21 protein-coding genes are annotated in these 21,004 nt (G+C 62.7%); 9 read left to right on the top strand and 12 right to left on the bottom strand.

Annotated elements, in window-relative coordinates:
• The 4 genes from AC1DX4_RS01110 to AC1DX4_RS01095 all read right to left on the bottom strand — a co-directional run bounded on the left by AC1DX4_RS01110 (position 1) and on the right by AC1DX4_RS01095 (position 5,583).
• On the bottom strand, positions 1 to 1,467 hold the full coding sequence (locus AC1DX4_RS01110) for a UdgX family uracil-DNA binding protein (protein ID WP_477219095.1): 1,467 nt from the start codon (positions 1,465 to 1,467) through the stop codon (positions 1 to 3).
• A gap of 2 nt (positions 1,468 to 1,469) precedes the next feature.
• Positions 1,470 to 2,705 carry a putative DNA modification/repair radical SAM protein gene (locus AC1DX4_RS01105; protein WP_477218563.1) on the bottom strand — a complete coding sequence of 412 codons (1,236 nt, stop codon included), beginning with the start codon at positions 2,703 to 2,705 and terminating at the stop codon, positions 1,470 to 1,472.
• 86 nt (positions 2,706 to 2,791) lie between these two features.
• Positions 2,792 to 4,192 carry a glutamine synthetase family protein gene (locus tag AC1DX4_RS01100; protein ID WP_477218562.1) on the bottom strand — a complete coding sequence of 467 codons (1,401 nt, stop codon included), beginning with the start codon at positions 4,190 to 4,192 and terminating at the stop codon, positions 2,792 to 2,794.
• An 11-nt stretch (positions 4,193 to 4,203) separates the two neighbouring features.
• Positions 4,204 to 5,583, bottom strand: a complete 1,380-nt coding sequence (locus tag AC1DX4_RS01095; RefSeq protein ID WP_477218561.1) for an aspartate aminotransferase family protein — start codon at positions 5,581 to 5,583, stop codon at positions 4,204 to 4,206.
• A 158-nt stretch (positions 5,584 to 5,741) separates the two neighbouring features.
• Between AC1DX4_RS01095 and AC1DX4_RS01090 the strand changes: the two genes are divergently transcribed.
• Complete coding sequence (locus AC1DX4_RS01090; protein WP_477218560.1) at positions 5,742 to 6,194, top strand: hypothetical protein; 453 nt, start codon at positions 5,742 to 5,744, stop codon at positions 6,192 to 6,194.
• A 15-nt stretch (positions 6,195 to 6,209) separates the two neighbouring features.
• Here the strand turns inward: AC1DX4_RS01090 and AC1DX4_RS01085 are convergent, their stop codons facing one another.
• The 3 genes from AC1DX4_RS01085 to AC1DX4_RS01075 form a co-directional block, all read right to left on the bottom strand.
• Positions 6,210 to 7,184 (bottom strand): WD40 repeat domain-containing protein, encoded by a 975-nt coding sequence (locus AC1DX4_RS01085; protein ID WP_477218559.1) that lies wholly within the window; start codon positions 7,182 to 7,184, stop codon positions 6,210 to 6,212.
• Between the two features lie 3 nt (positions 7,185 to 7,187).
• Complete coding sequence (locus AC1DX4_RS01080) at positions 7,188 to 7,343, bottom strand: hypothetical protein (protein ID WP_477218558.1); 156 nt, start codon at positions 7,341 to 7,343, stop codon at positions 7,188 to 7,190.
• A gap of 254 nt (positions 7,344 to 7,597) precedes the next feature.
• Positions 7,598 to 8,662, bottom strand: coding sequence for a CobW family GTP-binding protein (locus AC1DX4_RS01075; RefSeq protein WP_477218557.1), 1,065 nt, complete (start codon positions 8,660 to 8,662; stop codon positions 7,598 to 7,600).
• A gap of 424 nt (positions 8,663 to 9,086) precedes the next feature.
• On the opposite strand from AC1DX4_RS01075, the gene AC1DX4_RS01070 reads away from it, so the two are divergent.
• Complete coding sequence (locus AC1DX4_RS01070; protein ID WP_027040586.1) at positions 9,087 to 9,557, top strand: MarR family transcriptional regulator; 471 nt, start codon at positions 9,087 to 9,089, stop codon at positions 9,555 to 9,557.
• Positions 9,558 to 9,566: 9 nt separating this feature from the next.
• Here the strand turns inward: AC1DX4_RS01070 and AC1DX4_RS01065 are convergent, their stop codons facing one another.
• Positions 9,567 to 10,439: an AraC family transcriptional regulator gene (locus AC1DX4_RS01065; RefSeq protein WP_477218556.1), complete on the bottom strand. Its 873-nt coding sequence runs from the start codon at positions 10,437 to 10,439 to the stop codon at positions 9,567 to 9,569.
• Between the two features lie 52 nt (positions 10,440 to 10,491).
• On the opposite strand from AC1DX4_RS01065, the gene AC1DX4_RS01060 reads away from it, so the two are divergent.
• A complete protein-coding gene (locus tag AC1DX4_RS01060; RefSeq protein ID WP_477219094.1) occupies positions 10,492 to 10,899 on the top strand; it encodes a DUF2000 family protein in 408 nt (135 codons plus the stop codon).
• Positions 10,900 to 10,902: 3 nt separating this feature from the next.
• Here the strand turns inward: AC1DX4_RS01060 and AC1DX4_RS01055 are convergent, their stop codons facing one another.
• Positions 10,903 to 12,141, bottom strand: coding sequence for an MFS transporter (locus AC1DX4_RS01055; protein ID WP_477218555.1), 1,239 nt, complete (start codon positions 12,139 to 12,141; stop codon positions 10,903 to 10,905).
• Positions 12,142 to 12,616: 475 nt separating this feature from the next.
• On the opposite strand from AC1DX4_RS01055, the gene AC1DX4_RS01050 reads away from it, so the two are divergent.
• The 5 genes from AC1DX4_RS01050 (at position 12,617) to AC1DX4_RS01030 (ending at position 17,026) form a co-directional block, all read left to right on the top strand.
• Positions 12,617 to 13,501, top strand: a complete 885-nt coding sequence (locus AC1DX4_RS01050) for a DMT family transporter (RefSeq protein ID WP_477218554.1) — start codon at positions 12,617 to 12,619, stop codon at positions 13,499 to 13,501.
• A 78-nt stretch (positions 13,502 to 13,579) separates the two neighbouring features.
• On the top strand, positions 13,580 to 14,602 hold the full coding sequence (locus AC1DX4_RS01045) for a LacI family DNA-binding transcriptional regulator (protein ID WP_081850252.1): 1,023 nt from the start codon (positions 13,580 to 13,582) through the stop codon (positions 14,600 to 14,602).
• Positions 14,599 to 15,582 (top strand): 2-hydroxyacid dehydrogenase, encoded by a 984-nt coding sequence (locus AC1DX4_RS01040; protein ID WP_477218553.1) that lies wholly within the window; start codon positions 14,599 to 14,601, stop codon positions 15,580 to 15,582. The genes AC1DX4_RS01045 and AC1DX4_RS01040 overlap by 4 nt, the downstream gene beginning before the upstream one ends.
• A gap of 229 nt (positions 15,583 to 15,811) precedes the next feature.
• Positions 15,812 to 16,456 (top strand): outer membrane protein, encoded by a 645-nt coding sequence (locus tag AC1DX4_RS01035; RefSeq protein WP_477218552.1) that lies wholly within the window; start codon positions 15,812 to 15,814, stop codon positions 16,454 to 16,456.
• A gap of 171 nt (positions 16,457 to 16,627) precedes the next feature.
• Positions 16,628 to 17,026, top strand: a complete 399-nt coding sequence (locus AC1DX4_RS01030; RefSeq protein WP_477219093.1) for a hypothetical protein — start codon at positions 16,628 to 16,630, stop codon at positions 17,024 to 17,026.
• Here the strand turns inward: AC1DX4_RS01030 and AC1DX4_RS01025 are convergent, their stop codons facing one another.
• Complete coding sequence (locus AC1DX4_RS01025) at positions 17,027 to 17,800, bottom strand: gamma-glutamyl-gamma-aminobutyrate hydrolase family protein (RefSeq protein ID WP_477218551.1); 774 nt, start codon at positions 17,798 to 17,800, stop codon at positions 17,027 to 17,029. It lies immediately after the preceding gene.
• Positions 17,801 to 18,062: 262 nt separating this feature from the next.
• Between AC1DX4_RS01025 and AC1DX4_RS01020 the strand changes: the two genes are divergently transcribed.
• Positions 18,063 to 19,172 (top strand): TRAP transporter substrate-binding protein, encoded by a 1,110-nt coding sequence (locus tag AC1DX4_RS01020; RefSeq protein ID WP_477218550.1) that lies wholly within the window; start codon positions 18,063 to 18,065, stop codon positions 19,170 to 19,172.
• 59 nt (positions 19,173 to 19,231) lie between these two features.
• On the opposite strand, the gene AC1DX4_RS01015 is transcribed toward AC1DX4_RS01020, so the two are convergent.
• Positions 19,232 to 19,606, bottom strand: a complete 375-nt coding sequence (locus AC1DX4_RS01015) for a VOC family protein (protein ID WP_477218549.1) — start codon at positions 19,604 to 19,606, stop codon at positions 19,232 to 19,234.
• A 356-nt stretch (positions 19,607 to 19,962) separates the two neighbouring features.
• Entirely contained in the window at positions 19,963 to 20,991 is a 1,029-nt protein-coding gene (locus AC1DX4_RS01010) for a zinc-dependent alcohol dehydrogenase family protein (protein WP_477218548.1), read from the bottom strand.
• Positions 20,992 to 21,004: the final 13 nt, after the last annotated feature.

The raw sequence follows: 21,004 nt of genomic DNA, 5'->3' as shown, positions 1-21,004 counted from the left end.
TTACGCTGCCATCAGCCGCTTCACCTCTCTCATATCCCTTAGAAACCGTTGGCGTTCGGCTTCCTTCTCCGCGGGCTCATGGATGCGCAGGATGAAGGAGGGGTGGATGGTGATGAAAACCCTCAAACCATCCTCGCGCTCGATCACCTGGCCGCGCATTTTCGTCACTGGGATCGCCTTGCCCAGCAGCGACAGTGCCGCCGTGGCGCCGAGTGCCACCGCAAGGTCCGGCTTGATCAGCGCGAACTCCCGATCGATCCACCAGCGGCAGGCCTGGACCTCGCCGGCATTGGGCTTGGAATGGATGCGGCGCTTGCCGCGCGGCTCGAACTTGAAGTGCTTGACCGCATTGGTGACGTAGACCTTTTGTCTGTCGACCTCAGCGTCGGCCAGTATGGCGTCAAACACCTTGCCCGCCGGGCCGACGAAAGGTTTGCCGGCGAGATCCTCCTGATCACCCGGCTGTTCGCCGACGAAAATCACCTTGGCATTGTGAGGGCCTTCGCCGAATACGGTCTGGGTCGCATCGCGCCAAAGCGGGCAGCGGCGACAGCCTTTTGCGGCCTCGCGCAATTCGGAAATCGTACCGGCGTCGTCGTCTTGCGGCGACTTGGCCGGCTGCTTCGGCCAATGCCTGGCCTGCACCTTGGCGTGGTGCGGCGCCGGCGTCGTTGGTATCTTCGCAATCATGTCCTTGGCGGCCTTGTCAGCTCCTGCGATCAGTTCTGGAATGAGCGAGGCCTCGGGAAGGTTCCGCCAGTATTTCTTCGGCATTTCCTTCTGCATGGCCTTCACCTTCAGCCGTGCCGGGTTGAAGATATTCTCGAAATAGGTGCGCCACAGCGCCTCGGTGTCGTCTTGATCAGGCGCATCGCCCTTGGCGGCACCCGGCCCGATCGCCAGTCTTTCGCCATCCCAGTCGGCGGAGGCGTGCGGCGTCAGGATCGTCCAGCGCATGCCGGTGAAGCGCCTGACAAAGAAATCCGCATTGCGCTCGACAATGAAATGATCGGGCTCGAACCAGGCGACATAACGCTCCTCGTCGCCGTCGCCGATCTTCCGGAAGCGCACGAAGGCATGCATCTTGTGGCTGTCGCGCCGCACCGCTTTTTCCATCGCCTCGAGCCGCCTGGTGTCGGGATCCGATGCGATCGCCAGCAGCTTGGGTTCGCCGCGCAGTCGCCACAGCAATCGGTAGAGAAAAGCAAAGCGAGTGGGATCTGACTGGCAGAAGGCGGTTTCAGCGTGCTCGATAAAGTCGCGCGGCACCACGAGTTGCGCCCCCGCAGGCACGGCTGGCAAATCGCTCGGCGGTTGGTCGGAGCCGGCCGCGACATGCCAGCTGATGTCCTCGGGCTTGATCTCGTTCAATGCCAGCCGCCGTGCCGCGTCGCGCCAGCCTGAAAAGTCGGTCTCGCTGTCGAGCCGAACACTGTATCGGGCAAGGTTGAGCTCGGCCGATAGCATGGTCAAAACAGCGACAGCTGTTCGCAGGAGCGTACGATCGTGTTGCGCAAGCCCTGCTTGTCGGTGAGCGCTCCCGGCGACCAGCCCTCGGCGATGATGAACGGCCTGAGCTTGGCGATCGACTGGCAAATCCGCCCGACATCTTCGAGCCGCAGCCGCCGGTGGCGGCGTGTCTCCAGGATTTTCGCCACCACCTTGGTGCCGAGACCGGGGACGCGCAGCAGCGCCTCGCGGTCGGCGCGGTTAATGTCGACGGGAAACTGTCCCCTGTTGCGCAGCGCCCAGGCCAACTTCGGGTCGATGGCGAGGTCGAGCATGCCATCGCTGCTGCCGGCCAGGATTTCCGGCTGCGAGAATCCATAGAACCGCATCAGCCAGTCGGCTTGATAAAGCCGATGCTCGCGCATCAGCGGCGGCTTCCGCAGCGGCAGGGACGACGAGGAATCCGGTATCGGGCTGAAGGCGGAATAATAGACGCGCCGCAGATGGTAGCTGCCATAAAGCCGGGCGCTGGTGTGCAATATGCCGTCGTCGGAGGTCTTGTCGGCGCCGACGATCATCTGCGTCGACTGACCACCGGGCGCGAAGCGTTCGCGCTTTTTGGTCCTTAGCGTCGGCTCGGCCTTTTCTTCCATCTTCTGACGTAGCCTGGCCATGGAAAGCCGGATCGTCTCCGGCTTCTTTTCTGGCGCCAGCTTCTTCACGCCCTCGTCAGTTGGCAGCTCGACGTTGATCGACAGCCGGTCGGCGTAGAGACCGGCCTGCTCGACCAATTCCGCCGAGCTTTCCGGAATGGTTTTGAGATGGATATAGCCGGAGAACTTTTCCTCCAGCCGCAGCCGTCGCGCCACCTCGACCATTTCGCCCATGGTCTCATCAGGCGAGCGGATAACCCCCGAGGACAGGAACAGGCCTTCGATGTAATTGCGCCGATAGAAATCCATGGTCAGCTTCACCACCTCGTCGATGCTGAAGCGGGCACGCCGCACATTCGAGGACGAGCGGTTGATGCAATAGCTGCAATCGTAGATGCAGAAATTGGTGAGCAGGATTTTCAACAGCGAAATGCAGCGGCCGTCCGGCGCATAGGAATGGCATATGCCCATGCCTTCGGTGGAGCCGATGCCGCCGGATTTCAGCGAATCCTTTTTCGCCGAGCCTGACGAGGCGCAGGAAGCGTCATACTTGGCGGCGTCGGACAGGATTGCCAGCTTTTCACGGACGGTGAGAGCGCTCATAAGTTCATGATATGTTCTGAACGGCTGCCGCGCTACCTCATTTGACATAGGCGACGAAAAAAGTGATCGCCGCCTATGTCAGGTCGTCAAACCTCGTGCAGGTAGAGATGATAATCCAGTTCGCTGACCGTGCGTGCCACGCGCAGATATTCGGACTGTTTGATCGCCACGAAGGTGCGGTGCAGGTCCTCGCCAAGCGCGCCTTTCAGGAAGCTGGAGGCCTTGGCCGCTTCGATGGCAGCGCGCCAATCCGCCGGCATCGTTGTGCGGGTGACCGCTCCCTCATAGCCATTGCCCGTGGTCTCAGGACCGGGGTCGAGCCCTTCGTCGAGGCCTTTGATGATGCCCGCCAGCACCGTCGCCGCGATCAGATAGGGATTGGCGTCGACGCCCGACGGCCGATGCTCGATGCGCCGGTTCTTGGCATCGCCCGCCGGCACGCGCAACGCCACAGAACGGTTGTTGACGCCCCAGGTCGGCGCCACCGGCGCATAGGATTGCGAGACGAAGCGCCGCCAGGAATTGGCGTGCGGCGCAAACACCAGCATCGATTCCGCCATCGTCTGGATCAGGCCGCCAAGCCCTTGCAATAGGGGCAGCGACCAGCTCTCGCCACCGGCTTCGGCAAAGACGTTGCGGCCGGCCTTGTCCTGCAGCGAGACGTGGAAATGCATGCCCGAGCCAGCATATTTCTCGATCGGCTTGGCCATGAAGCAGGCGGTCACGCCATGGCGGCGCGCCTGTGCCCGCACCAGCCGCTTCAACATGACGAGGTCGTCTGCCGCCCGCATCACATCCTTGCGGTAGTTCAGCGTCAATTCGTACTGGCCCGGCGCATATTCGGAAATCACCGTCTCGGCCGGAATGCCTTGCGCCTTGGCCGCGGCGTAGATGTCGGAGAACAGCGGTTCCATGCCGTGCAGATGGTCGACGGAATAGACTTCCGTCTTGCCCGAAACCCGGCCATCGAGTACGGCGCGCGCCGGCTGCACCTTGCCATCGGCATCACGTTCATTGGCAAGCAGAAAAAATTCCAGCTCGAAGGCACCGGCCGGGTAAAGCCCCTTGGCCGCCAATATGTCGACCTGCCGGGCCAGCGCCAGCCGCGGATCCGACGACATGGGCTGGCCATCGAGATGATACATCGCCATCAGCACCTGGCCGCGTGCCGGGTTGGTGCCGTAGAGCGGCACCAGCGTGCCGGGGATCGGCCATGCCCTGAGATCGCCGTCGCCGGTGGTCCAGATCAGCCCGGTCTCGTGCACATCCTCGCCGGTGATGTCGAGGCCGAGGATCGAGATCGGCATATGCCGGCCGCCCTCGAAAATGCTTTTCAGCTCATGCCGGCGCACGATCTTGCCGCGGCCGACGCCATTGGCATCGGTCAGCACGATATCGAAGGCTTCGATCTCGGGATGGGCGTCGAGAAAGGCTTGCGCTTCGGTGGGCGAGGACCCCGAAGGTGAGGTCACGATGGCATTGTCCATGGCCGCTTGTCTCATGCCGCAAGCTTTGCCGCAACCGCAGCGAAGGCGCTGATCAGGCGGTTGACCTGGGCACCTGACGTCGCCGGCGAGATCAGCATCATATTGTGGAAGGGCGCGATCAGCACGCCGCGATTGACCAGCGCGACATGGATGGCGGCCTCCAGTTCCGGCGCATGCGCCGTCTCCGCCTCGGCGCCGTTGCGCAACGGGCCGGGTGCACAGATGAACTCGACGCGGGCGCCGACACGGGCGACATGCCAGGGCAGATTATAGCGCTCGATCACGCCGGTCAGTCCGGCATCCAGACGCTGCGCCAGATGGTCCATTCGGTCATAGTTCTCCGGCGTCATCACCTCTTCCAGCGTGGCGCGCATCGTCGCGAACTGCAGCGGGTTGGCCGACAGCGTCGTGCCCATGCCGGAATAGCCGGGCTCCTTGGTCCTGTTGTAGTCGGCGTAGCGCGAGGCGAGCTCATCGCTCATGCCCCAGACACTTGCCGGCACGCCACCGGCAATCGGCTTGCCCAGCACGAAGAGGTCCGGGTCGAGCCCGTATTTCCGGGTGTAACCGCCTGGCCCGGTCGAGATCGTGTGTGTCTCGTCGATCAGGAGCAGCGTGCCGGCTGCGCGGGTCAGCCGGCGCAGCGCGTCATGGAAGCCCGGATCGGCCAGCACCATGCAGGAATTGGTCAGCACCGGCTCGGCGATGACGCAGGCCACATCCCTGTCCTTGAGCGCTGCTTCCAGTGCGGCAACATCGTTGAACTCGATCACCTTGGCCGTGCGGGTCAGGTCGCGGAATTCGCCCGCCAGTCCCGGCCGGTTGACTGGCTTGCCGTCGATCAGCCGCACCATCGTCTCGTCGACCGAGCCGTGGTAGCAGCCGTTGAAGACGAGAATTTTTTCCCGCCCTGTGACGGCGCGGGCGATGCGCAACGCAAAGCGATTGGCGTCGGTCGCCGTCGTCGCGATCTGCCAGAACGGCAGGCCGAAGCGTTGTTGCAGCAACGGCCCGATGGCAAGCGCGTCTTCCGAGGGCAGCATATAGGTCAGGCCGCGTCCGGCCTGGCGGCGGATGGCGCGCGCCACCGGCGGCGGCGAATGGCCGAACATCGAGCCGGTGTCGCCGAGGCAGAAATCGTCGAGCCGGTTGCCGTCGATGTCGGTGATCGCAGCACCCCTGGCGCTGTCGACCAGGATTGGAAACGGCGTCGGCCAGTCGTTCATCCAGTGCATCGGCACGCCACCGAAGAAGCCGGGCAGACCGTTGCCGACCTTGGCTTGCGATTTAGGCCGTGCTGCGCGGAAGGCCGCCCCTTCGGTCTCGCGCAATTGCGCGATGCGGTCACGGCTGATGCCGCCGATGGTCTTTGAACTGTGGCTGCTGTGCATGGAAACCCCTCTCGTAGGTACCTCTTAGCCAATCCATGTCCGCAACCGCAATTGGCCGCGCGTCGGCCCTGCATTGGCTCAGCCCTTGGCAGCAGCGCTTGACCGGGCTGGCGAAGTCAGCGCCAATATGAGCGGGAATTTGAGGTGGGGGAACAAAAATGCGCATGATCATCTCTGCGGCAATGCTGCTGTCGACGGCCAGCACGGCCTTCGCCTCAGGCGGCATCTGGTGCAACGTCGACGATACGGCGGTGACATTCGACGTCGGCGCCGGCGTCACCAGAGGCATGGGCGGCCCGACCTTCAACTTTCGCGGCGATCTCGAAATCAAGGCGAGGCCGGTTGGCGATGGATTGCGCAAGACGGTGTTCGAGGATTCCAACCTGACCCAATACTGGCTGGACGACAAGGATCTGCGGCTGAACATCTACCGCGAATACGAGGCGGCAAGCACCTTCAATTCGGTCGAACTGACGATCCTGACCAAGGCCAGCGATGAAGGCGTCTATGATGGGCAGTACACGCTTGCCGTCTATGACAATGCCGCCGACACGGAAAAGGACGGTAAGCCGGCGGAGTTGACGGGCAAGGTGTCGTGCGGGGCTGAGTAGTCCGCTATTTCCAGGCTACGCCGTGATGTCGATGACGCCGCAGTCCCCGGCGGCGCTGCCGAAGGCGACGCGACGTTCTTCCTTGTCCCACATCATCGAGGTGATGGCGCCCTTGCCCGGCCTGCGCAACAGCACTTCCTTGGCGTCGGAAAAGCGCACAGCCATCACCATGCCGTCATCATAGCCGACGGCGACGACATCCTGGCTTGGGTGGCAGGCGACCGCCGTCACCATGGCGTTGCCGCGTGTGCCGAGTTCCAGCGGCGCCTTGCCCATCGGGCCGTCCTTGCCCGAGAACGGCCAGAGGATCGCCGCCGGCGCGCCGGAACTCGCCAGCCACTTGCCCTTCACGCTCCATGACAGGCTTTTGACCTTGCCGGGATAGCCGGTCATGCGCATGTGCTTGCCGTCCGCCAGTTTCCAGCCATGCAGCGCGTTTTCCTGCATGGTGGTGACGAGGAAGGCGCCCTCCGGCGAGAAGGTGATGCCGGTATGGGCGCCGGCCCATTCGAGCTCCACCGGCTTGCCATCGGCGGCCGGGAAATGCAGCGTCGCGCCATTGTAGCGGGCGACGCCAAAGCGCATGCCCTTGGGCGAAAACGCCAGCCCCTCGACCGAGCGCGGATGGACAAATTCCCTTGTCTTGCCATCGGCGAAACGCACGAAGGCGGTCTTGCCGGTCGCATAGGCGATGGCGCCTTGCGGCCCGGCGGCGACGCTGGTGATCCATTTCTTGCCGGCGCTTGCCAGTTCGGCGACTTCGCCGCCGGTTTTCACGGCAAACACCTTGCCGTCCTCGCCGCCGGTGATCAGGCGGTCGTTGGCTGCATCATGGAAAGCCGCGAGCAGCCCGTCATTGGCCTGCACCGTCTTGTGGCCATTGTCGAGCCGGTGGATGGCACCGTCGGCCAGCGCGAAATGCGGCACGTTGCCGAGGAAGACGGCGGCGACGCAATGGCCTTCGAGATCAAGCGGGGCGACGGTTGGCATGGGCTAGTTCAATTTCCTGCTTTTGGCGAACAGAGGTGAGTAGGTTTCCAGATAGGCTTCATGCATGACGACATAGAACTTCGTCCAAAAGTCCGAGATGTCGATGAAGTTGACGATGCGCTGATCGTCATCACCATCGAGGGAACCCCAGGAAACCACGATGTTCTCGCCGGACCTGGCCAGTGCGGGAGCAATGTCACCAAGACGAAAGAAGCGTCCTCTTTCTCTCGAAAAAAGTTGGATAACGTAAGGATAGTATTCTATCTCGGTCGCGAAATTGGCGCACAAGTCCGACCTACGCACTCGCTTTGTCATTGATTTGCCGGGCATCCGGCATGCAGTTCAGCCCAAGAGGGGATGGAGCTATCGGCCTTCGAGCCGACAGCCCCTTTTCCACACTACCTTGCTTGGCGTCAAGCCGCCTGGCAGGCGTCAAAACTCTTCTTCAGCCGCTCGGCATCGAGTTCGCGGCCGATGAACACCAGCCGGCTCTCATGTTTCTCGCCGTCCTTCCAGGCGCGCTGATGGTCGCCTTCGATGATCATGTGCACGCCCTGGATGACATAGCGCTCATCATCGCCCTTCAAGGCAATAATGCCTTTCAGCCGCAGGATGTTGGGGCCTTCCATCTGGGTGATCTTCTCGATCCACGGGAAGAACTTCTTCGGATCCATCTCGCCACCGCGCAGCGACACCGACTGCACCGTCACATCATGGATGTCGGAAGGATGCGCGTGATGGTGATGATCATGCCCGTCATGATCATGGTGGTCGTGGCCATCATGGTCGTGATGATCGTGGTCATGATGATCATGATCGTCATGCGCCTCGAGGAAATGCGGGTCGTTTTCCAGCGCCCGCGACAGGTCGAAGGCGCCGCGGTCGAGCACTTCCGACAGGGCAACACCGGCGCGCGTCGTGCGGTGGATCCTGGCCGCTGGGTTGATGGCGCGGATCGTCGCCTCGACCTTGGCCAGCTCTTCGGGGGTGACCAGATCGGTCTTGTTGAGCACGACGACGTCGGCAAAAGCGATCTGGTCCTCGGCTTCCTTGGAATCCTTGAGCCTGAGCGGCAGGTGCTTGGCGTCGACCAGCGCCACCACCGCATCGAGCCTGGTCTTTGAGCGCACGTCGTCATCCATGAAGAAGGTCTGCGCCACCGGCACCGGATCGGCGAGACCGGTGGTCTCGACCACGATGGCATCGAAACGGCCGGGCCGGCGCATCAGGCCCTCGACGACGCGGATCAGGTCGCCGCGCACCGTGCAGCAGACGCAGCCATTGTTCATCTCGTAGATTTCCTCGTCGGATTCCACGATCAGGTCGTTGTCGATGCCGATTTCGCCGAATTCATTGACGATGACCGCGTAACGCTTGCCGTGGTTTTCCGACAGGATGCGGTTGAGCAGCGTCGTCTTGCCGGCGCCGAGATAGCCGGTGAGAACGGTTACGGGGATCTGCGTCTGTGCGTCGCTCATGGCTTGCCTCGAAATGTCTGGGCCTTGAAAAACTCGGCCGCGAAAAGGGATTGTCGGCTCCATATAGGATGTGTGCCGGGCTTTTGCACGGGGCAAACCAATGGTCCAAAGCGGCCGGCTGGGTTTGTTCCGTGGTCATGGCGGCGGAAAGGATCGTCGGCCCGGCGATGGGACGACAGAACAGGGCACCTTGCCAGACGCTGCCCGTCGGCGCATTGCATCCGCATGGCGGTTCCTGTGAATCCGGCGCCGTCGAAACTCGTTTGTCATCTAACTGAAATAAACATCTGGCATTAGCCACGGCGGACACCGCAATGCTTGCCGGCAAAGCTGTTTGGAGCGCCGGAATCTTTTCGATCGTCGATTGCCAACCGGCCGGCTGCGTCTATGCTGTACGCACCGGTACGGCCGAAGAGGGATGACCATGGCCAAGGCGGACAAGACTGCAACAATGAGCCGGCTGCATTCGGCGGCAAGGCTGGCAAGAACCGCGCTGGCGGCCCGGCTTCTGGCGCACGGCTTCTATGCCGGCCAGGACCAGATCATGCTGGCGCTCGACCGCGAGGACGGCCAGACGCCGGGCAATCTTGCCGGCCGCCTCGGCGTGCGCCCGCCGACCATCACCAAGACCATCAACCGGCTGCAGGCGCAGGGTTTTCTGGAAAAGCGCGCCTCCGAGTCCGATGCCCGCCAGGCGCACATCTTCCTCACCGAGACCGGCCGCGAAACCATCCGCGCCATCGAGAAATCGGTGAAGAAGACCGAAAAGCAGGCGCTGAAGGGCCTCGACAAGAAGGACCAGAAGGCGCTGTTCAAGCTGCTCGCCCGCATCGAAGCCAACCTCTCCAATGAGGAACTGGTGTTGATGGACGACGACGCCGAGTCGGACGACTGATCGTAACGATCAGGCCGCTGCCGGGGCCGAGTCCCTAATCAGCGACGACCAGCGTCCCGGCGTCATGCCGAACGCCTTCTTGAATTGCCTGTTGAAGTGGCTCTGGTCGGTGAAGCCGGCCTCGACCGCGATCTGCGCCAGCGGTTCGCCGGCGGTGATCATCCGCCGCGCACGCTGAAGCCGGCGCATCACCAGGAAACGATGCGGGCTGGTCGAGAACGCAGCGCGGAAATGCCGTGACAGCGCGTAGCGGTCGAGCCCGGTGATGGCTTCCAGCTCGCCGGAGCGCACGGCGCGCATTGCGTTCTCCGTGAGATAGTCACGCGCCAGCGCGGCCGCCCGCCACGCCGTTCTGGCCATAGGCTTCGCCGGCTGGCCGGCATGCCGCGCCAGGCTTTGCATCAGTTGCGCCAGGAAGTCGTCGACGAACAGCTCGTCGAGTTCCTGCTCCAATGGTCCCAGCGCTGAAAGCAGCGTTGTGCAGAAAGTGTCATCCCTCACCACGGCATCCCTGACGAAGGGCAGCGATGCGCCGCCCAGGCAGTCCAGCATCAGCGACGGCTCGAGATAGAGCATCCTGTAGCGCAACCCGTCCTCGGTGCCGGCGCCGCCATCATGCAATTCGTCGGGATGCAGCACGATGATCTGGCCGGGCAGGCTTAGCCGCGTCGCGCCGCGGTAGCGAAAGGTCTGCACGCCTTGCAGCGTCACCCCGATCGCGTAGGTGTCATGGCGATGCAGATCGAAGGCGCTGCCGTGGAACCGCGCCTCGATCCGCTCCATCCCCACAGGGTCGGGAGCCGAGATGATGCAGTTTTCCGCTGCATCGGCGCACAAACGTCCAAGACCCTCGAAGGCCTGGCTGCCTACATCGTGCGACATCGTCTCCTTCAGCCCCGACATCGGGGCACAACCTCGAATGGTCCATTTTCTCATGTTCGATACGAAATTTGCAATCGTTCTGCGGGAAGACTTGCCCGTCTGGCAGAAACTCAACGTCACCGCTTTCCTGACCAGCGGCATCGTCGCGCAGTTTCCCGACATCATTGGCGAGCCCTATCGTGACCGCTCCGGCAATCTTTACAATCCGCTGTCGATCCAGCCGGTCATCGTGCTCTCGGCCGACCAGGCGACGCTCGCCACGATCCACCGGCGCGCGCTGGAGCGCGGCGTGACAACCTCGCTCTATGTCGAGGAGATGTTCTCGACCGGCTTCGACGCCGCCAACCGCGCCGTCTTCGCCGAGTTCGCGCCTGAAGACGCCAAGGTGGTCGGCATCGCGCTCCGTGCCGAGAAGAAGCTCGTCGACAAAATCACCAAGGGCGCCCGCATGCATGCATAGGGATCAATCGGCAGGCTGCCGCCGGTCGAGGCGGGCGGCGTACAGCGCCGCCAACAAGGCGAGTACCGCCGGTATCAGCATCATGACGAACAGCGCAGGGATCGAAACTGCCAGGAACAGGCCGGCGATGGACGCGATGAGTGCCCCGCCGCCGATCCGCATTGCGGCGGTCAGTCCCGCGGCGGTGCCAACCAGATCCGATCGTACCGACAAGGCGCCGCTGTTGGCGGCAGGCATGGTCAATCCATTACCGATGCCGATGAACAGGCAAGGTCCAAAGAAGGCCAGGACGTGAGTGATGCCAAAGCTTGACAGGACCAGACCGGCCAGCAGGCCGGCGCAGGTCAGGAGGCGCGCAAAAACAAGCATGGCAGCCAGCGAGGTCTTCGAGGCGTAACGCCCGGCCAGATAGCTGCCGAGAATGAAGCCGGTAGGGACCAATCCCATGTAAAGCCCGAGCTTGGCGCTTGACCCGCCGAGCGCGTTACCGACGGCCAATGGGGCTCCGCCCAGAAAGACATAAAGCACGCCCATCGAGGAGGCCATGCACAGTGTGTAGGCCCAAAACCGCGCCGAACTCAGGAGCAGCCTGTAGGAGGCAAGGTAATTCCTGTGCGATCTCGACAATGGAGTTCTTCTGATCTCGCGCGCGGATAGGGCGTAGGCGGCCATACCGAGGATCGCGAAGACAACGAAGCTTGACCGCCATCCGAACAGTTCGTCCAGTGACCCGCCAAACAGAGGACCGACCATGGGCGCGAGTGCCCAGCCCATGGCGAGATAACCAAATTTGCTGGCGGTTTCGCGTTCATCCGATGTCTCCTTGATGATGACCAGAGCGACGGAATAGCAGGGGCCGATGCACGCCTGCATCGCGCGAAACAGAAGGAAAATGCCGATATTGGGAGCCAGAGCGCAGCCAATGGACGCGATGACGAAGATCGAGAGAGATATCAAGACGACCGGCCGGCGCCCAAATCGGTCCGATATTGCGCCTCCGATGGCCTCGATGACGGCGGTGATGATCGCAAAGCCGGCGACCGACAGATTGACCAATGCGAAATCAGCCCGGAACGTTGCGGCAATGTTCGGCAGCGACGGCAAGATCATGTTCACCGGCAATACGGCAAGAGCCGAAAGCAGGATAAGGGTAATCAGTCGGGGTGGAGCAGCGGGTTCGGAGACTGTCGCTCTCCCGGATATGTCTGTGCCCGGGCTTCGGATGGGGTTATCGCTTGCCATGATCTCGCTCGCCTTGTCGGTGGGATTGAAGTCTGACGAGGCGGCCCAAATTCCGGGCATAAAAAAAGGCCCCGTCAGGAGCCTGCTTACTGCGCATGGGTGCTTCCGCCGGATGGTTACACCATCCTGCCCATGCGCTCCCTTACGACGATCAAAGCCATTGCGATGTTCATGACATCAGAGCTAGGCGGAAAGCCGGATGTCGTCAAGGCAGCAAGCTTTCGACGTTGATCGGCAACAGAGACCATGCATGTAGCCTGTCCTCACGCTTGGCCCGAGCGAGGGCAGCGGTTTGGGCCGCGAGACGAGGGCGGCTAAGCCTGCCGACGCGTCTTGTTGTGCCAGGCGCTTTTGGCTTGCCGGCAAGCGACAATTCCCGCAAAGGTGGGCTTCAGCCCAGCTTTCCCCCGGCCTGCAAGTGAATGCTTCCCAAAAATATCCAGAAAGCGCGACGCCGCCGGTGGCGATCCTGTGCATGCTGACCACCTATGTCTTCTTCACCTTCCTCGACACCTCAAGCAAATATCTCGTCCTAGCCGGCGTTTCCGCGCTGATCGTCGCCTGGGTGCGCTTTGCCGTGCATGTCGTGCTGGTCGGCACGCTGCTGCGCGGTTGGCGCCAACCGATGCGATTTCGCCCGGTTAACCTGCCGGCACATGTGCTGCGCGGTGTGTTCCTGTTTGGCTCGACCATGTGCAACATCATGGCGCTGCGCTCCCTGCAGCTGGCCGAGACGACATCGATCTATTTCTTCGGGCCGATGGTGATCACCGCACTTGCCGGCCCGCTGCTCGGCGAATGGGCCGGCTGGCGGCGCTGGCTGGCCATCCTGGCTGCTTTCGCCGGGGTTCTGATCATCACAAGGCCAGGCGTCGGCGTTTTCGGCATCGGCCATCTCTTCGCGCTCGGCTCGATGCTGTCGAACAGCTTCTACGTCATCATGACGCGCCGCATGTCGGCGACCGAGACCTCGGAAAGCTTGATCCTGTTCTCGGCGCTGGCGCCGGCGGTGCTGCTTTTGCCGATGCTGCCGTTTTCCTTCTCGTTGCCGCATGATGGTTGGCACTGGTTCGTGCTGCTTATGCTTGGCGTCTTCGGCGGTGTCGGGCATTGGCTGCTGGTGCAGGCCTATCGGCTGGCGACGACCACGGCATTGGCACCCTATCCCTATTCGCAGATGGTGTGGATGATCATTTCCGGCTGGATCGTCTTCAACCAGTTCCCCGACCGCTGGACGCTGGTCGGTGCCGCCATCATCGTTGCCAGCGGCCTCTATATCGTCCACCGCGAGCACCGGCTTCGGCTGCGGAGCCGCGCGGCATCCGATGTCGAGGCCGAGGCGCTGGCAAAAAAACTTTGATTTGCCCCCGATCGGTGGCATAACGCCGCCTTTAAACAGTTTAGGTCGGAATTCAGGTCGTTCGGGGAGCGCAAGGCGCTGGCACAAAAAATCAAGCTTTCGACGATCGCCGATGCACTCGGCGTGTCCACGGCCACCGTGTCACTGGCGCTGCGCGACAGCCCGCTGGTTGCCGGCTCGACGCGCGACCGCATCAAGGAACATGCGCGCGCCATCGGCTATATTTACAACCGCCGCGCCGCCAGCCTGCGTACCTCGCGTTCGGGCATTGTCGGTGTCGTCGTGCACGACATCATGAACCCGTTCTTCGCCGAGATCCTGCGCTCGATCGAAAGCGAACTCGACCGCAGCCGGCAGACCTTCATCCTGTCCAATCACTACGACCAGCTCGAGAAACAGCGCACCTTCATCGATACGCTGCTGCAGCTCGGCGCCGACGGTGTCATCATGTCGCCGGCCATCGGCACGCCGGCTTCCGACATCCTGATGGCCGAGGAGAACGGCCTGCCAGCGGTGCTGATCGCGCGCACCGTCGAGGGCGCCGACGTGCCGGTGTTTCGCGGCGACGACTCCTACGGAACAGGCCTCGCCACCAACCATCTCATCTCGCTTGGTCACAAGCGCATCGCCATGATCGGCGGCACCGACCAGACCTCGACCGGCCGCGACCGCTACCAGGGCTATGTCAACGCCATGGAAGCGGCCGGGCTCGAAGTCAGGCCGTCCTGGCGCATTGCCGGCCCGCGCACCAAGCAGGCGGGCTTCGAGGCCGCCGGGCAGTTCCTGGCGCTGAAGGACAAGCCGACCGCCGCCTGCTGCTGGAACGATCTTGTGGCTATCGGCCTGATGAATGGCATTGCCCGTGCCGGCCTGGTACCGGGCATCGACATCTCCGTCACCGGCTATGACGATCTCGAGGAGGCGGCGATCGCCACGCCGGCGCTGACCACCGTCTGGAACGGCCAGCGCGAGGTCGGCCGCCGCGCCGCCAGCGCGCTGCTCGACAAGCTCAACGGGCAGACGGTGCGGCCCTCGCAGGAACTGATCAAGCCGGAACTGCATGTCCGCCAGTCGACCGGCAAGCCGGTGGAGCGTGCATGACCAAGGCCGAACAACTGCAAGCCGTTGCCATTCTGGTGCCGGCGGACTTCAGCGACCATGCCGTCAGGCGTATCGACCGTACCTTCAACCAGGTCAGGATCGAACGCGCCGATCCGGCGCTGGTCACCGACGAGATGCGCCGCGCGGTGCGCGGCATTGCCTCTTTTGCCGGCATCAGCGCCGCGATGATGGATGCCTTGCCCAATCTCGAACTCATCGCCTCCTTCGGCGTCGGCTATGACTCGGTCGATGTCGGCCATGCCGCGGCGAAGAACATCATGGTCACCAACACGCCCGACGTGCTGACCGAGGAGGTCGCCGACACCGCGATCGGGCTGCTGATCAACACGATCCGTGACCTGCCGCGCGCGGAAAACTGGCTGCGCGATGGCAGCTGGGTGCGCATGGGCAACTATCCGCTGAGCCGGCTGACCTTGCGTGCGCGCCGTGTCGGCATTTTCGGCATGGGTCGCATCGGGCAGGCCATTGCCCGGCGGCTTGAGGCGTTTGGCCTGCCGGTCGCCTACCACAACCGGCGCCGTGTCGAAGGCCTTTCCTACCAGTACCACCCGACGCTGAAGGGCCTTGCTGAAGCGGTCGACACGCTGATTTCGGTAGCGCCGGGCGGGGCTTCGACGCAGAAGGCGGTCAATGCCGAGATTCTGTCGGCACTCGGCGCCAACGGCGTTTTCGTCAACATCGGCCGCGGCAGCACGGTCGATGAGGCCGCTCTTGCGGCAGCCCTTGCCGACGGCACCATCGCCGCCGCCGGGCTCGATGTCTTCGCCGACGAACCGAATGTGCCCAAGGCGCTGCTCGATGCGCCCAACACCTCGCTGTTGCCGCATGTCGGCTCGGCATCGGAGCACACGCGCCGCGCCATGGCCGATCTCTGCGTCGACAATCTGGTGTCATGGTTCACCGAGCGCCGACCGCTGACACCGGTGCCGGAGACAGCGCATGTGAAGGTCAGGACTTAGCAAGATTGGCCGAATAGGCCGCGAAACGTGGCCGATCTGCAACCATAGGTCGGAAATCGGGCGCTTCTGACACCTCTGTATCCTGATACGCGCTTGCTACGCGGCTGAAGCAAGGTAGTTTGCCGACAGTCAACGAGCGGGGCGCTACGTGAAGTTGGCTGAAGCAAGGTAGTTTGCCGACAGTCAACGAGCGGGGCGCTACGTGAAGTTTCTTCTTCTAGCATCGACAATGCTGGTCGTCGTTTCAGGCAGCGCTTTCGCTGCCGATTCGCTCGTCTCGGCTCCCGTTGCCTATGACTGGACAGGCGCCTATGTCGGCGCCCAGATCGGGTATGGCTGGGGAGATGTCGACAGCCATGATTCAGAGATAGGAAGCGGCGCTTCCGATTGGTCCGATTCGTGGAAATCCAACGGCGTGCTCGGTGGTATTCACCTCGGCTACAATCAGGCCTTCGATTCGTATGTTCTCGGCGTTGAAGGCGATATCGAGGGGTCGGGAGCGAGCGGTTCAGTGGATTCGGCGTTTGCTGGCACCATCAAGACCAAAATCGACGTTCAGGGTTCGCTGAGGGCTCGCCTTGGCTACGCAACCGGACCGGCCTTGCTCTACGCTACGGGTGGCCTGGCCGTAGCCCATTTCCACACCAATTACGATGACGGGGTAACAACCGACAATACATCCAACACCAAGGCGGGTTGGACCGTGGGCGCCGGCGTCGAATATGCCCTCTCGCCAAAATGGACGACCCGCGTTGAGTATCGCTACAGTGATTTCGGCACCTTCACCGATAATCCGGCGACCGACAGCGGCTACAATTATCCGACCGATGTAAAGACCCAGGCTGTCCGCGTCGGCTTCAGCTACAAGTTTTGATGTGAAGTAGTCGCGGCGGCTCATCGGGCACCGGAGCCATGTTGCTCCGTTCCCTGATTGCGGAATGCACGCCCTGTTCGTGGTGCCGATGGCAGTTTGCCATACTTATTAACGCCAGCTTAACCCTTTGAAATCATTCTTCATCCTGTCCGCGTGCATGGATGAAGAATGATGAGAGTGCTTTCCGCGTTAATCGCTGCCGCAGCCCTGGTTGGTGGCGTTCAGCTGTTTCATGACGGCAATGGCGAAAGCGTTGCCAAAGAGGCCACGCCGTCCAACGCTTACAGGCTGGTCGCCAATGGCGATGAGGCGGCCTGCGCGGTGAGCCGCGGGGCCGAAATTTCGGATGGCTTGTCCCGGCTTAACGTTGCTCCGGCATGCCGTCGTCTGCTGCCCGGCATAGAACGGGCAAAGTTTTGGCGCGAACAAAATGACGGCACGGTTGCCTTCAGCGCCAACGGCACCGATCCGATTGTCACCTTCAGCGTTGCCGACGGAGATGGCTACGAGTCCTACGCCCCGGCCACGCCCTTGCTGTCACTGGCGAGCGATCGGAAGGCTGGCGACTGACTATTCCGCGGCGGCCCGCGCACCGGCCTTCGCGACGGCATGAAGGCGCACCGCATCGCCGAAGGCGCGGAAAATCTTGGCCGAGTTGCTGTCCGATTTGACCCAGTATTCCGGGTGCCACTGGACGCCGACTGCGAAGGCGCGGGCGCCTTTGACCGAAACCGCTTCGACCGTGCCGTCCGTGGCGACAGCTTCGATCTCAAGCTTCGATCCCAGCCGGTCGATCGCCTGGCGATGCAAGGAATTGACCTTGATATCGCCGGCGCCGAACACGCCGGCCAGGCAGCTGCCTTGCTTGATCGAAATCGTCTGGTGGATGGCGAAGCGTTCGTCCTGTTTGTCGCTCACCGGCGCGCGGTGGTCGAGCGAACCTTCGCGCTCCTGGATCTCGGTGCCCAGCGTGCCGCCGAGCGCGACGTTCAATTCCTGGATGCCACGGCAAATGGCGAGCAGCGGCACGCCGCGCTCGATCGCCCGGCGGATCAGCGGCAGCGTGGTGGCATCACGCGCCGGGTCGTAGGGACCGTTGGCTTCGCTGGCATCGCCACCATAAAGCGAGGGGTGCACGTTGGATTTCGAGCCGGTGACCATGACGCCGTCGACAGAAGACAAAAGTTCGTCGAAGTCGAGCCTGTCGCCGAACGATGGCACCAGCAGTGGGAACACGCCGGCGCCGGTAATCGCTGCTTCCAGATATTGCTGCGGGGCGGCATGCCAGGTGTAGTTGTCGAACTGACGGACGTCGGTCGATATGGCGACGAGCGGTTGGTGCATTTTGGCTCTGTTTTCCATCGGGCAAGGGATGTCCTGCCTTCAAAATAGGCGATCTCCGGGCATTTTTCCATGCCAAGTTTCAGCGTGTCGCATGGGCCACGAAACCGCCTGTTAGACTATAGTTGCAGGGTCGCATGGCTTGGTTACCAAATCAGGCCGCCGTGCTGGACTAGACCTCTTGCCCGTGTATTGTTTCGGCCAACCGATGCGGGAGCCGAGGATTCCTGAAAATCGGTCTGTTGATCCAAAAGGGAGGAACTGCATGGATCGTCGTTCATTCATTCGCAAGGCCGGCGTAACCGGCGTCGGTGCCGCCGCCGCGGCGGCCACGCTTGCGGCACCAGCAATAGCCCAGTCAAATCCCAAGGTGACATGGCGGCTGGCGTCGTCCTTCCCGAAATCGCTCGACACCATCTATGGCGGCGCCGAGGTGTTCTCCAAGATGCTGTCGGAAGCCACCGACGGCAATTTCCAGATTCAGGTCTTTGCCGCCGGCGAGCTTGTCCCCGGCCTGCAGGCCGCCGACGCCACCACGGCCGGCACGGTCGAGGCCTGCCATACGGTGGCATATTATTACTGGGGCAAGGACCCGACATGGGCGCTCGGCGCGGCGGTTCCCTTTTCGCTCAACGCACGCGGCATGAATGCCTGGCACTACCATGGCGGCGGCATTGATCTGTTCAACGAGTTCCTCGCCACGCAAGGCTTGTTCGGCCTGCCGGGCGGCAACACCGGCGTGCAGATGGGCGGCTGGTTCCGCAAGGAGATCAACACGGTCGCCGACCTCTCGGGCCTCAAGATGCGCATCGGCGGCTTTGCCGGCAAGGTGGTGCAGAAGCTCGGCGTCGTGCCGCAGCAGATCGCCGGCGGCGACATCTATCCGGCGCTGGAAAAAGGCACGATCGACGCCGCCGAATGGGTCGGCCCCTATGACGACGAGAAGCTCGGCTTCTATAAGGTCGCGCCCTATTACTACTATCCAGGCTGGTGGGAGGGCGGTCCGACCGTCCATTTGATGTTCAACAAGGCGAAATACGACGAGCTTTCGCCGGCTTACAAATCGCTGTTGCGCACTGCCGCGCAAGCCACCGACGCCGACATGCTGCAGAAATACGATTATGTGAACCCCGCGGCGGTAAAGCGGCTGGTGGCCGGTGGCGCCAAACTGCGTCCGTTCAGCCAGGAGATCATGGCCGCCTGCTTCGAAAAGGCCAACGAGGTCTATGCCGAAATGGAGGCCTCTAATGCGCCGTTCAAGAAGATCTGGGAATCCATCAAGGGCTTCCGCAAGGAGCACTATCTCTGGGCACAGGTGGCCGAGTACAATTACGACACCTTCATGATGGTCCAGCAGCGCAACGGCAAGCTGTAAACCGTCCCGTCGCATTCATTGAGGAGACCCCGGGCGTACTCGTCCGGGGTCTCTCGTTTTCAGGTCGGCGAGGAGCCGACCTCGACCAGAATTCCGCCAGGCGCAATGCAATAGAAGGTCGTTGAGTTGAAGCCGCCGCGTGTCAGCTCCTCGACCTTGCCCGGCGCGACGCCTGCCTCAGTCAGTTCGGCCTGCTTGGCGTGCACAAGCTCTGGTTTGTCGAAGAAGAAGCCGACGTGAAAGCCGTCCGGGTAAGCGGCGGGTTCTCCCTTGCCTGGCATCATCAGGTTGAGGGCAAATCCATCGGCTCCGCGCAGGATCGCGAAGGCTTGCCTGCCGCGCATGGCGACGAGTTCGAAGCCGAAATGGCTGGTGAAGAAGCCGGCAAGAGCCGCGACTTCTGATGTGATGAGGTTGAGGTGGTTCAGTTTCATGGTCTTGGTCCTGTCACGGTTGAAACGCGGACAGGCTTAGCTGCAGACCGAGAACCGGCGGGACTGGCATCAGGAAATCCGGACATGACCCAACCGGCCCGCGGGCTTTCGCCTCGCTTGCCGGCCGCGGGTTCTCCCGCACGTTCATGCGGCGAACAGGCCTCCGCCAAGCATGATCCCCAGAAGTGGCGCCCGGTTTTCACGGGCAAACGGCTTCCGTTTGTCCAGAGATCATGCTCGAAAAGATAGGAATGGAAGAGACCGGACTACCGAACCGGCCATGTCTTTTTCGGCGCCGGCTGAATAGCCGATAGGCGGCGTGACGGCAAGCGGTCCCCAGCGCGGCTGGCTTTGACTCAAGCCCGGCCTGGCATCACCAGCACCTTGACCTCGCCGGGCGCCGGCGGATTGGCGATCACATCAGCCGCATCTTCGAGCGGCACCTGCCTGGAGATCAGCCGGTCGATCTCGATCGTGCCCGACGCGATAAGCTCGGCGGCGCGGCGATGCGTGTAGGGATTGAGGAAAGAGCCAACCACCTTCAATTCCCTGAACAGCAGGTCGAAGGGCTCGAATTCCGCCTTCACGCCTTGTGGCGTCACGCCGACGATGACGACCGTGCCGCCGGCCCTTGCCAGCCGCATCGACTGCTCGACGGTCTCGCGCACGCCGGCGCATTCGAACACCACGTCGGCGCCGCCCGGCATCAAGCCAGCTGGTCCGGCGACGGCATCGATGACATCGCCGGCGGTGGGGTCGACCGTCGCTGTCGCGCCAAGCTCCTCCGCAAGCGCGCGCCGCGAAGCCTGTCTGGTCGACAGGATGATGGTCGTGGCGCCGGCCAGCCGCGCCAGCTGTACGGTAAGCAGGCCGATCACGCCGCCGCCCAGCACGACCACCGAACTGCCAGGTCTGATCTCGGCCAGATCCACGCCATGCAGGCAGCAGCCAAGCGGCTCGCAGAATGCGCCATGCGTCGGCGGCAGATCGGCGGGCAGGATGAAAGCCTGTTTCTGCGGCAGTACGACATAGTCGGCAAAGCCGCCGTCGCGATGGATGCCGATTGCATTGAGATTGCGGCAGAGATTGACCCGGCCGGCATGGCAATGCGGGCAGCGCCCGCAGGCGATGTTGGGATCGCCGGTGACACGCTCGCCGACGGCAAAGCCGGAGACGGCGTTGCCGATCGCCTCGATGATGCCCGAAAACTCATGCCCGGGCGTCACTGGTGGCCTGCACGGGAACTCGCCATGGAAAAGGTGGCGGTCGGTGCCGCAGACGCCGCAGGCCTCGACACGGACCAGAATATCGTCCGGGCCGGGGACAGGTTTGTCGACCTCGCGCAGCGCAATGCTGCCCACCGCCTCCAGCCGCACTGCTTTCATGGCGTGGTCCCCA

It is taken from the genome of Mesorhizobium sp. P3_A8 (genome assembly GCF_056402995.1).
The sequence above is the reverse complement of the archived record's forward strand: the minus strand, read 5'-3'. Positions and strand labels throughout refer to the sequence as shown.